Genomic DNA, 12739 nt, shown 5'->3' on the forward strand with positions numbered 1-12739 from the left:
GGTCGGCACGATCAGGCTGCCGGGTTGCGCCAGACGATGTCGCGGATGACGATCGGCTTGGGGATCAGGCCGAGCTTGTGGAAGCGATCGGCGACACCCTGCTGGGTCGCGACGATGTCGTCGGTGACGGGGCCGACTGCGTAAGACGAGCGGTTCGCGGCAATGGTCTGGATGTCGAGCGGAATGCCGGTGACGGCGGCGAGCGATTTCGCGACTTCGTCGCGGTGCTGCTCGGCCCATTTGGCGGTCGCGCTCGTGACGTCGACGATCTGCTGCAGGATGGCGCCGTGTTTCCCAGCGAAGTCGCGGTTGGCGATGTAGAAGGAATTGGTCTTGGTGACCTCGCGCGCATTGATCAGGATGCGGCCGCTCTGCTTGGTCTCGCCGATTGCAAAGTACGGGTCCCAGATCGCCCAGGCCTCGATGCTGCCATTGGCAAAGGCGGGGCCTGCATCCGGCGGCGTCAAATAGACCGGCGTGATGTCGGCATAGGTGAGGCCCGCCTTCTCCAGCGTCTGCACCACGATATTGTGGGCGCTGGAGCCCTTGGTGAAGCCGACGCGCTTGCCTTTCAGTTCAGCGATGGAGCGGATCGGCGAATCCTTCGGCACGAGGATGCCCTGGCCGTTGGTGATCGGCTGGCCCGCGGCATAGACGATCGCGGCGCCGGCCGCCTGCGCGAACACCGGCGGGGAATCGCCGACCGCGCCATAATCGACGCTGCCGACATTCATCGCCTCCATCATCGGCGGCCCCGAGGAGAACTCGACCCATTTCACCTCGATGCCCTGGGATGCGAAATGTTTTTCCAAGGTGGCCTGCTGGCGCGTGATGACCAGCACGCCGTTCTTCTGGTAGCCGATACGAATTTCCTTCGCCGCGCCTTGTGAATTTCCTTGGGCGCTCGCATGCGAGGCCAACGCAGCGGCGGCTGCGGTTCCAACGGACAGTTTCAGAAAATCGCGACGCTGCATTCCACACTCCCGGCCGCATGCGGCCGTCATCATCAGGTTTCTAGAATGATGATGCGGGTCAGTGGAGCTGTCGAGACGCCGAGGAAAATAGCGATGCGCGCACTGCGCCTGTGGCCGCGCGCATGATTAATCTTTCAAGGGGCCGCGCTCATGCAGAGGGATTTTTTTCCGCACGCGAACGTGAGGGCCAATTCACCGGCAGGTTCTGCAAGCCCCTGAACGCCCAGCCACCGATCCGCACCGGCTCGTCATCGGCGATCTCGATCTTCCCGGCACGCGCGAACACCGTCGGCAGGGCGACGTCGGCGATCATCGCGCGCGAGGCCCAGGCGCCGGCGCAAAAATGCGGCCCGGCGCCGAAGGCGACGCTCTTGGACGTGTCACGCCGCACATCGAATTGGTCGGCGCGTTCAAAATGCTTCTCGTCGCGGTTGGCGGAGCCGAACATCAGGAACACGCGCTCGTCGGTTTCGAACGCGACATCGCGAATGCTCCAAGGCTTTGCGATGCGCCGCGGCGACATACCGATCGGCGAGATCCAGCGGGCATATTCCTCGAACGCTTCGAGCCAGGTCACCTCGCCCTTGCGCACGAGATCGAGTTGATCCGGATGGGAGAGCAACGCCCACACCGTGCCGGCGATCGCCTTGCGCGGCTCGTTCTGGCCGCCTGAGATCGCGAGTTTGACATTGGCGCGCACGCTCTCCATCGGCATGCCCGAGGCGAGCAGCACGCCGAGGATGCTCTGGTCGGGGTGCTTGCGCATTACCGGCAGGATGTCGTCGATCGCGGCGTCGATGCCCGAGGTCGCGGCGTGACAACGCGCTTCGACGGCGGGATCTCCGGAGTAGTTGGCGATGCCTTCGATCATGCCCTGCGACCACGCGTCCATGTCGCCAAAGCCGATATTGGTGAGGCCGGTGATCGACTTCAGGCATTCGCCGGAAAACGGCAGCGCGAAGTCGCGCATGAAATCGATGCGCCCGGGTTCGATCGCGTCGAGAATGCGATCGGCATGGGCCTGGAACAGCGCGGTCCAGTGTGCCTTCACCGTCTTCGGCGACACCGTCGGAAACATCGCGCGCCGCTCGATTTGATGCGCTTCGCCGTCCTTGCGCATCATGTTGTGCCCCATCAGCCGGTTCATCAGGCCGGCCGGCTGATGCGAGGAGAACACGTCGATCTGCTTCTCCGAGATCGAGATGTCGTCGCGGCAGCTGAGCAATGTCGAGCCCAGCTGCGGCACGAAGGCGATCGGCGCCTCCTTGCGCATTTTTGCGAGCATCGGATACGGGTCGGCCCAGAACGCGGCCAGATCGATCTCGACACGCGGCGCGGTGCTCAAGGCGGTCTCCCCCTGGATTCTCGTCTTTTCCAGGCCAGACTAGCGAAATCCGGTGCGGGCGTCTGTCCCTGGCGATAGGGACAGCGACATTGGGGCGTGTGAGCCGTCTTTTAGGCGAGACGTTCCGCCTTGAACGAAAATCTACTGATCACAGTCCCGGCCGGATCGCAGAACTCGAAACGCCAATCGAGGTCTGGCCTCATGCCGCCGAACCTGATGTCGCGGATCATGTCGCACGCTGTCAGGGCGGCTTCGTCCCAAAGCGCGCTTGCATCATTGCCGTCCAGAGGAACCGACCATTCCTCTTCGATCCCATTGGTCAAAATCCGGAGCCGGTAGGACGTCGTTGTAGGCTCGGAGTCATGCATCGGCACCACCATGAACCAGGCGGGAGCACGATTCTCTCTCAGTCACCGGTCGAAGCCGCGGGCGGGACGGTGATGAGGGAGATTACCTTATGTCGGATACCGAACACAACGGCAGGGTTTGGTTCCCTCGGATGATACGGTTCCAGGGTCCTGCGCACGTCGTCTCGTCAGACTGCTCTGGTCTTGAACTCCAGCAGATAGATGTCAGTGGCGGACGCATCCCGGACCTTCATGCACCACTGATCTCCGGGTTTGAGCTTGCCATCGAGGTCGCGGAGAAGCTCTCCGCAGGCCGTCGTCGCTTCCACCCAGGCGGCATCGCGATCGGGCAGCTCCAGCCCGTCGTTCTGGACTTCCATGTTTCGGCCGTCGACGACGACGAAGAAGAATCGCGGCATGTTTCCCTCTTGAGTCCGGTCTCGGACATTAAATATTTCGTGCGCCCTAGTATTACGCTGTAATGAGGCGTCTAGTTAACAGCGCTCGTGGAATTCAGCTCCTGGCATGTGTCGGAAACCGTACCGACGAAATGCCGGTTTGTAGCCTACCTAGAAATTCCCGTGGAGGCGTCAACTCGGAACGCCACGTCAATCCCCGCGGAAGACGGCCCAGACCGACTGGGCGGGATACACAATGCCGACCGCTCCGCTCGCCAACTCCCTGCTGGCAAGTTTGCCGCGGGCCGAATTTGAACAGCTTCGGCCGCAGATGACGGTGACATCGCTCGCGCAAGGCAAGGTGCTCGCCGAGGTCGGCGACGAAATCGACCAGGTCTACTTTCCCTTCGGTGGCATGATCTCGCTCCTCACGATCATGAGAAATGGCAAGGCCGTTGAGACGTCGACGATCGGCAGGGACGGAGCGTTCGGTACCGCTGCGACGTTCGGCCTGTACAAGTCGCAGGTTCGGGCGATCATTCAGATATCGATGACCGCAGCCCTCATTCCCGCCGCGTCCATGAGACGGCACGGCGAGACCAGCAAGGCGCTTCAGCTGATGTGCTTGCGGTCCACCGAGAACCTGCTTGCCCAGGCCCGTGTTACAGCCGCTTGCAACGCTCTTCATTTGATTGAAGAGCGATTTTGCAGGTGGCTGTTGCAGACCAGCTCGGTGACGCAAAGCATGACCATTCACCTCACACAGGAATTCCTGTCTGAAATGCTCGGCGTCCGCCGGACGTCGGTCACCGAGGTCGCCCAAAAACTTCAAGAGGATGGGCTCATCAGTTACTCGCGTGGCGTCATCAACATCCTCGACCTCGATGCCTTGAAAGCACGGGCCTGCGAGTGCTTTGAGATGCTTCGCGAGCAGAATGTGATCTAGAGCCGTTTCCGGTCCGATGAGAATCGGAACGTGGCTCCAGATTTTTGGCTTTGATACGTTTTCCGTTCGCGAACCGGCATCAAATTCGCACGAAAACCTTTAGTCGAACAGCCTGTTGATCGAAACCTGCACTTCGAATTCGCGCGCCTTTTCCAAAAGCTCCTGCTTCTCCTTGCCCTGAAGAAGCTTGGCTTTGGCACGATATTCCTCCGCGGTTTTCCTGAGGCGCTCATCGAGCGAAAGCGTCTGCTTGAATCGTCTCCGCTTTGCAGTCATCGCCAACTCGTTCTGGGCAACTCGACTTCCGAACCAATTTTAGTTCTGACCTTCGGCTGCTCAAAGTCGAATTTTTTTGACGCGTATGTCGGCTACCGGACGGACGGCAGGAAGGGGACGGGGCTTTAATTTGTCCTCTGTTTTACGGGTGGGAGTCATGTCTGTACCGACAGCGCGTTCATTGATCGCCATCGAGCGGCCGCGTTGCGGGAGATGCCAGACTCGCATGGAGCTGCTGAGCGCATCTCCAAAACCGGACAATTCCGAAAAGCGAATCTTCGAATGCCCGAAATGTCGTTTCATCGAGACCAGGGTGATCGCCGATCCCCTGACCTCAAACGACATCCGGCGTCTGGCTAGCTACCTTCAGCCTCCATCGTGACATCCGGACTGCCCAGGGAATCGAGCTGTGACCGACAAGAGTGATACCGGCAAGAGCAACAATATCGTCATCACCGGTGCTGGCGTCGGAACCCTCTCGATGATGGTCGCCGACCTCGCCGACGAAGCCGAGGCGCTTCAACTCGCTAAGCGGATCGCAGAACAGACCGGCCGTACGGTGTCAGTTCGGGACTCCCGAGGAGTGGTTCTTGGGAAAATCCCCGGGTCTAGAAGGCACTAGAACAATCGGCTTCAGCGCCGGATCGGCCGCGAGCCTGGATTTTCTCAGAACCGCGACCCCGTCCTAACGCGCGACGAGATTGGGATGAATCGTCATCGCGCTTTAGGCTGTTGTTTGCGCATGATCTTTTCGGAAAACCGCTTCGCACTTTTCCGGATCATGCTTTAGAATCCGCTCTTCTCCCGCAACGGCTGAAGCTCGTCGTCCTTGCCTGATTGATCGGGTTGCGGTGGCATGTGCCCCGGCTCGGTCTTGTGGGCGGTCTGGGCTCGTTCCTTATCCTTAGGCTGCTCCTGAGCCTTTTCGTCGAGTGTAATGCCTTGGCTCTTGTCTCGCATGTTGGCCTCCTGGCATGAGCTACCGATAGGAACGCTCGACGGCCCACTGTGTTTCCCGCACATGCGGAAGGGAATGACATCATGGAAATCGTCTTTTTCGTCGGAGCGTTTTTGCTTCTCGCCGCCCTGATCTACGGGACGCTGAACTGGCACTACCGGGACCGTCGCCGGGACCGGATAACCGATCAGCTTGTCCGCGACCGGTACGGGCACGATAGAACCTGAAGGCGGCCTGAGCAGGCGCCGGAACGCGCGGTCGTCCAGCAACGTGCAGGAGCTGGGGGCCGCGCGTTCGCTTATGCAGCCATCCTGCGGCAGGATTCGGCGCAGGCCTCGCAGACGGCGACACATTCGTCCATGTCACCGATCCGCTTGCAGTCGCTGGCGCACTCCGCACAGATCTCGGCACACTCCCTGCACGTATGCTTGTGATGCGGCGTGTTGATCAACATGAAATGAGCCGAGGTCCGACACATTTCCGCGCATGCCATCATCAGGCGGAGGTGGGCGGGCTCGACGTGCTTGCCGCCCATTTCAAGGCAGTGGTTCATCGCCGTCGAGAGACATGTCTTGTAGCAGGACAAGCAGGTCTCGATGCAGCGCGTCATCTCCTCGTTCATGACGCACCCCTATGCCGCGCGCTTCTTGCGGGTGCGGGCGGCCTTCTTGGCCGAGGCGGAACGCTCCGCCGCGGGCCTGCGCGCCGATGCTTCGCCGCCAAGCTTTCCGCCCTTGCGGGAGGGCGCGTGATCCTCTTCGGTGCCTCGCCCGGAACCACTTTTCTTGCCGCCGTGGGTTTCCTTGTTCACGGTCGCCCAAGCGCGGCGCTCGGCTTCGTCCTCGGAAACGCCACGCTTCTCGTAGCCTTCCTCGATGTGTTCAGCCATTCGTTTCTGCTTGCCGGTGTAGCTGGATTTGTCGCCACGGGGCATCGGAAACCTCCATCTCTGTTTCCTGTGAACCGGGATGCCTCGCCATCGTTCCAACGGCTTTCGTTCGGACGACCGGACGCCGCGAGCAGGCCGAGCACGGAGAACCGAGTTACTGCGCCTCGGCGATCTTCGGTCCAGATGACAGCATCCGTGCGTTAGCCGCCAAGGGCCGCTTCGACGGCGATGCCGGGTCCGGCAAGCGGAAAGCGGCGTCGGCCGGCGCTCCCTGGAAAGGCCGGCGGGCCGCGCTTGCCGGGAGCACGATCACTTTCGCTCCGATTTTCACCCGCTCATACAGGTCAACGACGTCGTCATTGGTCAGCCGGATACAGCCGGACGAAACCTTCTTCCCGATCGTATCGGGGTTGTTGGTGCCGTGGATGCGATATTCGGTCTCGCCCAGATACATCGCCCGGGCGCCGAGCGGGTTGCCGGGACCGCCTGCCATGAACCGCGGCAGATACGGCTGACGCCCAATCATCTCTACGGGCGGATGCCAATCCGGCCATTCTGCTTTGCGGGCCACGCTCTGCTCACCGGACCATGTGAAACCTTCACGGCCAACACCGATGCCGTAGCGCAGCGCCTGCGTGTCGTTCAGAACGAAATAGAGAAATGTGTTTTTGGTATCGATGATCACGGTGCCCGGCGTCTGGCGGCTGGCGTAGTCGACCACCTGCCGGACAAGTGCGCCGGGGCCCTCAACGGCCTTTGGTGGTTCGACCAGAGGCGCCGGGGCCGGAATCGGAGCCGGCGCTGGCGCTACTGCATGAACCGGAGTTGCCACGTAGACCGGAGTTGACGATGCCTGTGCCTGGGCTTGGGCTTGGGACGCGGACGATTTTCGCACCGGTTGCACGCTCGCCGGCTGAGACAGCAAACCGTACCCCAATGCGGCGACGGCCACGGCGCCAATTGCAACTCTCGCGGCCATCGGGATTGCGAGCGTCTCTGCCTTTCGACGTTTGGCCCGCTTGCTCATGTCTTGCCCCAGGTCACCATGCCCGAAGAGGTACCCAGCAAAATTTAAGAAACTTCGAAGCGATGTCGCTCGGACTGGAACTGCGGGGGGATGGTTAATGGAAGTTGGAGTACGGCCGGCGCGTGTTCGTAAGCTGGCTCGTCACCTGCTCTTCGGTCTGATGGCGTCGACAGTTCCCTGGATGAAGGCCTGGAGCTTGGCGACGTCCCCTTCCTTCAACTTGCCGCTGAAATCGGGCATGCCCTGGTCGCGGAATGGACCGTGGAAGACGATGTTCCTGAGGTTGGTAATCACATCAGTGCCGACATAGCCGAGATTGACGATGTTGCCGCCGCGGTCGACGCCGGGCACGCCGTGGCAGGCTATGCAGGCCGCCGTGACGTAGATGTCCGCGCCTTCCTTTATATCCTTCGGATCGTACTTCACGCCCTGCAGCAGACCTTCGGTCTGATACTTGACGAACTCCGGCAGCTTCGCCGTGCCGCCGAGCGCGTATGTATAGATCGTTCCCGGGTTCTGGTACTCGGTCGCGCGATGGGCAAGGCCGTAAGAGCCGCCCCAGCCGACCGCAATCGAGACGTATTGTTTGTCGTCGACCATGTAGGTGCCGGCAGCCGCCACCGCGCCGGTGCCGGTCGGGATTTCCCACAGCCTGGTTCCTGTTGCAGCGTCATAAGCGACGAAGCGGCCATCCGCCGTCCCCTGGAAAACCAGATTGCCGGCTGTGGTCAGCGTACCGCCGTTCCATGGCGACACATGCTCGACCCGCCAGACTTCCTTTTGATGCACCGGATCCCAGGCGAGCAGACGTCCGAACGGGGTCGACTTCGGGGACGGGTTGAAAGCGAAGCCGAGATTTGCGCCCAACAAGGCCCCGGCCTTATTTGGCGCAACGGCATTCTGCTTGAACGACTTTTCCGGCGTCAGATTGACCGGTAAGTGCTGCGCCGGAATGTAGACGAGGCCGGTCACGGGATTGAACGACATCGGCTGCCAATTGTGCGCTCCATCCGGTCCGGGAATGGACTCGTATTGATCTGCGTCGCGCGCAGCCGGCAGCTCGATCGGACGTCCCTTGGCGTCGTATCCCGTCGCCCAATTCACTTCGACGAAATTCTTCGCCGAGATGAACTTGCCGTTGGTGCGATCGATGACGAAGAAGAAGCCGTTTTTCGGCGCGTGCAGGATCACCTTGCGCGGCACACCGTCGATCTCGATGTCGGCCAGGATCATCGGCTGGGTGGACGTGTAATCCCAGTTGTCGCCGGGCGTCTCCTGATAGTGCCAGATATACTGGCCCGTGTCGGCGTTGAGTGCGACGATCGAGGCGAGATAAAGATTGTCGCCGCCCGACGGACTGCGAAGCTTGCGATTCCAGGGACCGCCGTTTCCAGTACCGACATAAACCATGTTCAGATCGGGATCGAACGTGATCGTGTCCCACGGCGTGCCACCACCGCCGTTGATCCAATATTTGCCCGAGGGATCCCAGGTCTTCGCCGCGACTGCCATCGAAGCGTCCTCGAATGGCTTCGATGGATCTCCGGGCACGGTGAACCAGCGCCAGAGTTGATGGCCCGTCTCGCCGTCGTACGCCGTGACATAGCCGCGCGCACCGTATTCGGCCCCGCTCTGGCCGATCACGACCTTGCCCTTGAAGACACGAGGCGCGCCGGTGATCGTGTAGGAATGCTGATGATCGATCAGCGTGTCCTTTTCCCAGACCTTGGCCCCGGTCCCGGCATCGAGCGCGATCAGGCGTCCGTCATAGGCGGCGACGAAGACCTTGCCCTTGTAAAGGGCGAGGCCCCGGCTGACGGCGTCGCAGCACCCTCGATAGCCCTTTGAGCGGTCGACACCGGGATCGAACGACCAGATTTTTTTCCCGGTCCGCGCGTCGATGGCATGGACCACGCTCCAGGGCGCCGACTGATACATGATGCCATCGACGACGAGCGGCGTTGCCTCGATCCCGCGCGATGATTCGAGATTGTAACTCCAGACGAGCCCAAGATTCCCGACGTTGTCGGCGTTGATCTGATTGAGCTTGCTGAACCGCGTTTCGGCGTAGTCGAGGCCGACGGTCGGCCAATCCCAGGATGTCTTGGTATTTGCTTTGATGAAGTCGCCGTCGACTCGCGAGATATTCGCCTTGATGCTATGAGGCTTCGCGTCGGCCCCGGTCTGCGCCCATGCACTGGAAGGAAGGGAAAGACCCAAGAGAGCAAGAACGAGGCTGATGTTAACGAGGCCGATCTTGCGGAAGGGAATTTGAATCTCGAATATTCTGGATCGTTCCATTCCTTACCCTCTTCCGCGCACGTCGAGACCACGATGCGCGCGCATGCCTGCGCCCGCTTCCGTTGATATGAAGCGTCAAGCCTCCCTCGACGGTGCTACTGAAGTATTTCAGTCCTGACGTTCCGGATTGCAGTTGTAAGCAAGCGTCCTGCGCCGAACCGAAGGCGCCCCATATCCACAAGCGCAGCAAATTGCGCGGCGGGCCGCGGTCCGCTTTGCTCTCGGAAGCAGAGACTTAGTTCAGGCTGCGCGGCCCTGCGAACAGGCGCAGCACGATCGCAAACAGCTCGCTCTGCGAGGAGATGCCGAGCCGCTGATAGGCGCGCTTGCGGTAGGTCAGGATCGAATGCAGGCTGATGCCGAGCGCTTGCGAGATCGCCTCGGAGCTGAAGCCAAGCATGATGCGGCGGCAGACCTCATGCTCGCGCGGCGTCAGCGCGGAGAGTGGCGCGCGCGTCGCGAACAACGCGGCGAGGGACTGGTCGAGCGGCGCGGTCGCGGCCTGCTGGAAATGGCGCGCCACGCTGGCGCCGATCGCGGGCGCAATTGTCTGAAGCCGCGCACGCTCTGCATCGCCGAAGCAGCCCTGGGACGTGACGCGGTAGAAATTGACGTAGAAGCAGGTGTCATCCACCCAGATCGCGGTGGCGCATTTGTCGACGATGTCAGAGTCCTTGAAGAAGATCTTGCGATAGCGCGCGCCGTACATGCGCGGGGCGAACGAGGGCAGCACGATCGGTGCGCTGGTTTCGGCCTCGAACAGCGCGTCACGATTGGGATCGGATTCGTGGAACTGGCCGGCGTAGGCCGCGCCAAGATCGGCGCCGGTCGGGATATTGCCGACATCGAGCAGGCAGCTTGCGGCACCCGTGCGCGTCAGTGCGAACACCATGCAATGGCCGACGCCGGCTTGCCGGCGTAGCGTGTCGATCAGCACTTTTGGGAAATCCGGGCGACCGATGGCGAGCACCGCCGGCGTGATGTCGCCGGCCGCCGGATTCGAGGCCATCGCGTGGGGCCGCATGGGTTTCCTCCGCCAAGGTTCTTTTGGCGGACGATATCAGCAAGGCGAGTTGGCAGGAAGCCGGCTAGGTCAGTGTATGCCGCTTCTGGGTCCCGGCTCTGCGAAGCAGCACTGCGTGCTGCATCGCGTCCGGGACACGAGAGTGTTGCTGGTCGATGCAGAAGATAGTCTCGTGCGCCGGACGCAGGGCAGCGCTTCTTCAGCGGTGCGCTGCTGAGCCGGGGCCCATGCCAGATGTAGCCTACCCCGCCACGGCCTTCGCCGGGGCAACGTTGACGGCGAGCTTGCCGTAACGGTCGTTGAAGGCTTCGGTGTCGATCTCTTCGAGCTTGATCTCGCCGCTCATCACGCCTTGCTTCCACTCCGCCTGCGCCGGATCGTTCTGGAACTCCGGCATCACCTCGCGGCCGAACAGCTCGAGCGATTCGCAGATGTGCTCGTGGCTGTTCTTGCCCGCTTGATTCAGCAGGATGACCTGGTCGATGTGCGAGCTCTGGAAGCGCTTCAGCTTCTTGCGGATCGTCTCCGGCGAGCCGATCAGGCCGCCGCGCAGCGCCGCCTCCTGCGCCTCCGGGTTATCGCGCTTCCACTTGTTGTACTCGTCCCACATGTTGACGGTGTAGGGTGCGGGACGCTGGCGGTTCTGCGAGGCGCCGTAGAAGCGCAGCGCGAACTGGAAGAAGGTGGCGCCGTCGGCACGCGCGCGGGCCTCTTCATCGGTCTTGGCGCACATGAAGAACGAGACCAGCGCCATGTTCGGGTTGATCTCGTAGTCGGCGAGCTTGTTCAGCCGCTTGGTCATGGCGTTGTAATAGGCGTGCACCCAGGCATGCGCGGCATCGGCGCTGACGAACTGGAAACCGAGCGCGCCAAAACCGTGGCGGCCGGCGCGCTCGATGGTCGGCAGCTGCGAGCAGGCCATCCACAGCGGCGGATGCGGCTTCTGCACCGGCTTCGGCACGACGTTGCGCAAGGGAATGTCGAAATATTTGCCGTGGTGCTCACTGCCGGCGTCCTTGAACATCGGGAAGATCGCGGCGACGGCCTCCTCGAACACTTCCTTCTTGGTCTCCATGTCGCGGCCGAACGGCGTGAGTTCGGTGATCGAGGCGCTCTCGCCCATGCCGAATTCGCAGCGGCCGTTGGAGAGCAGGTCGAGCACCGCGACGCGCTCGGCAACGCGCGCCGGATGATTGGTGGTGAGCTGGAGGATGCCGTGGCCGAGGCGGATGTTCTTGGTACGCTGGCTGGCAGCGGCGAGAAACGACTCCGGCGAGGGTGAGTGCGAATATTCTTCGAGGAAATGATGCTCGACGACCCAGGCGTGGTCGTAATTGAGCTTGTCGGCGAGTTCCATCTGCGAGAGCGCGTTCTGGTAGAGGTTGAGCTCGTCGCCGGCCACCCAGGGCCGTGGCAGCTGCAGCTCGTAGAAGATGCCGAACTTCATGACGACGCCTCTCCCGCTTATTGTTGTTGACGACATCTTAATGCGTGAGGCGCGGCTGTCTACGGAGCAGCAATTCCGTCGCGCGGGAGATCAATCTCTCGCCTGCAAACAGCGATGAAAGCCCGATTCCGGCGCGCACGACGGGGGCGCGGCGAACTTGAGCGGTTGATCCAGATCAACGCGTTAGCGGCTCGAACGTATCAAAAGTACAGCAAGGCAACGGCCCGGATGCCGTCTCGATTCCCAACATTTCAGAGAGACGGAACATGTCGGCCCCTGACGAGGCGACTTCGCGCGTGCGCCGTAAGCGCATGGAGATTTTCGCGTTCCTGTTCCTGACCGCGGTCGTGATGCCCGTCCTCGCGGTCGGAACGGTCGGCTCTTACGGGCTCGGCGTCTGGATCTACCAGATGTTCGCCGGCCCGCCGGGTCCACCGACCTCCCCGCATTGATCTCCTCATAGCGAAAGACAGGCATCATGGCCCACATCTCACTCAACCGCCGTGCATTGATCACGGGACGGGTGCTCAGTGCCGACCGCGTCGTCTCCCCGCCCGGCTGCGAGATCGCCAGCATCATCGTGCAGGCGCGCCCCGAGCGTCTCGCCGCGCTGGAAGCCGCGATCACAGCCCTTCCCGGCTGCGAGATTCACGGCCGCGATCCGCGCGGCAAGCTCGTGGTCGTGACCGAAGCGCCTGACGCCGGCAGCCTCGGCACCATGCTCAACACCATCCAGTCGCTGCCGGACGTCTATTCCGCAGCGCTCGTCTTCCACGCCATTGAAACCGCCTGAGTCAGGAAGAGCCA

The 12739-nt window shown here is 61.8% G+C and carries 16 protein-coding genes; 4 read left to right on the top strand and 12 right to left on the bottom strand.

The features are described from left to right. Nucleotides 1-11: 11 nt before the first annotated feature. The 4 genes from IVB29_RS30275 to IVB29_RS30290 all read right to left on the bottom strand — a co-directional run bounded on the left by IVB29_RS30275 (nucleotide 12) and on the right by IVB29_RS30290 (nucleotide 3085). Complete coding sequence (locus tag IVB29_RS30275; RefSeq protein ID WP_247507076.1) at nucleotides 12-974, bottom strand: sulfonate ABC transporter substrate-binding protein; 963 nt, start codon at nucleotides 972-974, stop codon at nucleotides 12-14. Nucleotides 975-1122: 148 nt separating this feature from the next. After that, entirely contained in the window at nucleotides 1123-2319 is a 1197-nt protein-coding gene (locus IVB29_RS30280) for a cytochrome P450 (RefSeq protein ID WP_247507077.1), read from the bottom strand. 110 nt (nucleotides 2320-2429) lie between these two features. Next, entirely contained in the window at nucleotides 2430-2687 is a 258-nt protein-coding gene (locus IVB29_RS30285) for a hypothetical protein (RefSeq protein WP_247507078.1), read from the bottom strand. Nucleotides 2688-2854: 167 nt separating this feature from the next. Continuing rightward, on the bottom strand, nucleotides 2855-3085 hold the full coding sequence (locus tag IVB29_RS30290; RefSeq protein ID WP_247507079.1) for a hypothetical protein: 231 nt from the start codon (nucleotides 3083-3085) through the stop codon (nucleotides 2855-2857). A gap of 235 nt (nucleotides 3086-3320) precedes the next feature. Here IVB29_RS30290 and IVB29_RS30295 point away from each other — a divergent pair, with 235 nt between their 5' ends. Continuing rightward, nucleotides 3321-4010 (top strand): Crp/Fnr family transcriptional regulator, encoded by a 690-nt coding sequence (locus IVB29_RS30295; protein WP_247507080.1) that lies wholly within the window; start codon nucleotides 3321-3323, stop codon nucleotides 4008-4010. A 99-nt stretch (nucleotides 4011-4109) separates the two neighbouring features. Here IVB29_RS30295 and IVB29_RS30300 read toward each other — a convergent pair whose 3' ends face one another. Next, a complete protein-coding gene (locus IVB29_RS30300) occupies nucleotides 4110-4286 on the bottom strand; it encodes a hypothetical protein (RefSeq protein ID WP_247507081.1) in 177 nt (58 codons plus the stop codon). Between the two features lie 409 nt (nucleotides 4287-4695). Here IVB29_RS30300 and IVB29_RS30305 point away from each other — a divergent pair, with 409 nt between their 5' ends. Next, nucleotides 4696-4908: a hypothetical protein gene (locus IVB29_RS30305; RefSeq protein WP_247507082.1), complete on the top strand. Its 213-nt coding sequence runs from the start codon at nucleotides 4696-4698 to the stop codon at nucleotides 4906-4908. 164 nt (nucleotides 4909-5072) lie between these two features. On the opposite strand, the gene IVB29_RS30310 is transcribed toward IVB29_RS30305, so the two are convergent. From IVB29_RS30310 to IVB29_RS30340, 7 genes are all read right to left on the bottom strand, one after another. Continuing rightward, nucleotides 5073-5459: a hypothetical protein gene (locus tag IVB29_RS30310; RefSeq protein WP_247507083.1), complete on the bottom strand. Its 387-nt coding sequence runs from the start codon at nucleotides 5457-5459 to the stop codon at nucleotides 5073-5075. An 83-nt stretch (nucleotides 5460-5542) separates the two neighbouring features. Beyond that, complete coding sequence (locus IVB29_RS30315; protein ID WP_247507084.1) at nucleotides 5543-5866, bottom strand: four-helix bundle copper-binding protein; 324 nt, start codon at nucleotides 5864-5866, stop codon at nucleotides 5543-5545. A 9-nt stretch (nucleotides 5867-5875) separates the two neighbouring features. Beyond that, nucleotides 5876-6178 (bottom strand): plasmid stabilization protein, encoded by a 303-nt coding sequence (locus IVB29_RS30320; RefSeq protein ID WP_247507085.1) that lies wholly within the window; start codon nucleotides 6176-6178, stop codon nucleotides 5876-5878. A gap of 109 nt (nucleotides 6179-6287) precedes the next feature. After that, nucleotides 6288-7160 carry a L,D-transpeptidase gene (locus tag IVB29_RS30325; protein WP_247507086.1) on the bottom strand — a complete coding sequence of 291 codons (873 nt, stop codon included), beginning with the start codon at nucleotides 7158-7160 and terminating at the stop codon, nucleotides 6288-6290. Nucleotides 7161-7301: 141 nt separating this feature from the next. Beyond that, nucleotides 7302-9461 (bottom strand): PQQ-dependent dehydrogenase, methanol/ethanol family, encoded by a 2160-nt coding sequence (locus IVB29_RS30330; protein WP_247507087.1) that lies wholly within the window; start codon nucleotides 9459-9461, stop codon nucleotides 7302-7304. A gap of 235 nt (nucleotides 9462-9696) precedes the next feature. Continuing rightward, nucleotides 9697-10485, bottom strand: coding sequence for a LuxR C-terminal-related transcriptional regulator (locus tag IVB29_RS30335; protein ID WP_247507088.1), 789 nt, complete (start codon nucleotides 10483-10485; stop codon nucleotides 9697-9699). 241 nt (nucleotides 10486-10726) lie between these two features. Next, nucleotides 10727-11932 carry an LLM class flavin-dependent oxidoreductase gene (locus IVB29_RS30340; RefSeq protein WP_247507089.1) on the bottom strand — a complete coding sequence of 402 codons (1206 nt, stop codon included), beginning with the start codon at nucleotides 11930-11932 and terminating at the stop codon, nucleotides 10727-10729. Nucleotides 11933-12198: 266 nt separating this feature from the next. Here IVB29_RS30340 and napE point away from each other — a divergent pair, with 266 nt between their 5' ends. Then, nucleotides 12199-12384, top strand: a complete 186-nt coding sequence (napE, locus tag IVB29_RS30345) for a periplasmic nitrate reductase, NapE protein (RefSeq protein WP_247507090.1) — start codon at nucleotides 12199-12201, stop codon at nucleotides 12382-12384. Between the two features lie 26 nt (nucleotides 12385-12410). After that, nucleotides 12411-12725 carry a chaperone NapD gene (locus tag IVB29_RS30350; RefSeq protein ID WP_247507091.1) on the top strand — a complete coding sequence of 105 codons (315 nt, stop codon included), beginning with the start codon at nucleotides 12411-12413 and terminating at the stop codon, nucleotides 12723-12725. Nucleotides 12726-12739: the final 14 nt, after the last annotated feature.

The organism is Bradyrhizobium sp. 1, assembly GCF_023073315.1.
Lineage (GTDB): Bacteria > Pseudomonadota > Alphaproteobacteria > Rhizobiales > Xanthobacteraceae > Bradyrhizobium.

Excerpts from the sequence above, each read along its gene's own strand:
- IVB29_RS30275 (WP_247507076.1), bottom strand. The coding sequence starts at position 974 with ATGCAGCGTCGCGATTTTCTGAAACTGTCCGTTGGAACCGCAGCCGCC.
- IVB29_RS30285 (WP_247507078.1), bottom strand. The coding sequence starts at position 2,687 with ATGCATGACTCCGAGCCTACAACGACGTCCTACCGGCTCCGGATTTTG.
- IVB29_RS30290 (WP_247507079.1), bottom strand. The coding sequence starts at position 3,085 with ATGCCGCGATTCTTCTTCGTCGTCGTCGACGGCCGAAACATGGAAGTC.
- IVB29_RS30295 (WP_247507080.1), top strand. The coding sequence starts at position 3,321 with ATGCCGACCGCTCCGCTCGCCAACTCCCTGCTGGCAAGTTTGCCGCGG.
- IVB29_RS30300 (WP_247507081.1), bottom strand. The coding sequence starts at position 4,286 with ATGACTGCAAAGCGGAGACGATTCAAGCAGACGCTTTCGCTCGATGAG.
- IVB29_RS30315 (WP_247507084.1), bottom strand. The coding sequence starts at position 5,866 with ATGAACGAGGAGATGACGCGCTGCATCGAGACCTGCTTGTCCTGCTAC.
- IVB29_RS30320 (WP_247507085.1), bottom strand. The coding sequence starts at position 6,178 with ATGCCCCGTGGCGACAAATCCAGCTACACCGGCAAGCAGAAACGAATG.
- IVB29_RS30325 (WP_247507086.1), bottom strand. The coding sequence starts at position 7,160 with ATGAGCAAGCGGGCCAAACGTCGAAAGGCAGAGACGCTCGCAATCCCG.
- IVB29_RS30330 (WP_247507087.1), bottom strand. The coding sequence starts at position 9,461 with ATGGAACGATCCAGAATATTCGAGATTCAAATTCCCTTCCGCAAGATC.
- IVB29_RS30335 (WP_247507088.1), bottom strand. The coding sequence starts at position 10,485 with ATGCGGCCCCACGCGATGGCCTCGAATCCGGCGGCCGGCGACATCACG.
- IVB29_RS30340 (WP_247507089.1), bottom strand. The coding sequence starts at position 11,932 with ATGAAGTTCGGCATCTTCTACGAGCTGCAGCTGCCACGGCCCTGGGTG.
- napE (WP_247507090.1), top strand. The coding sequence starts at position 12,199 with ATGTCGGCCCCTGACGAGGCGACTTCGCGCGTGCGCCGTAAGCGCATG.
- IVB29_RS30350 (WP_247507091.1), top strand. The coding sequence starts at position 12,411 with ATGGCCCACATCTCACTCAACCGCCGTGCATTGATCACGGGACGGGTG.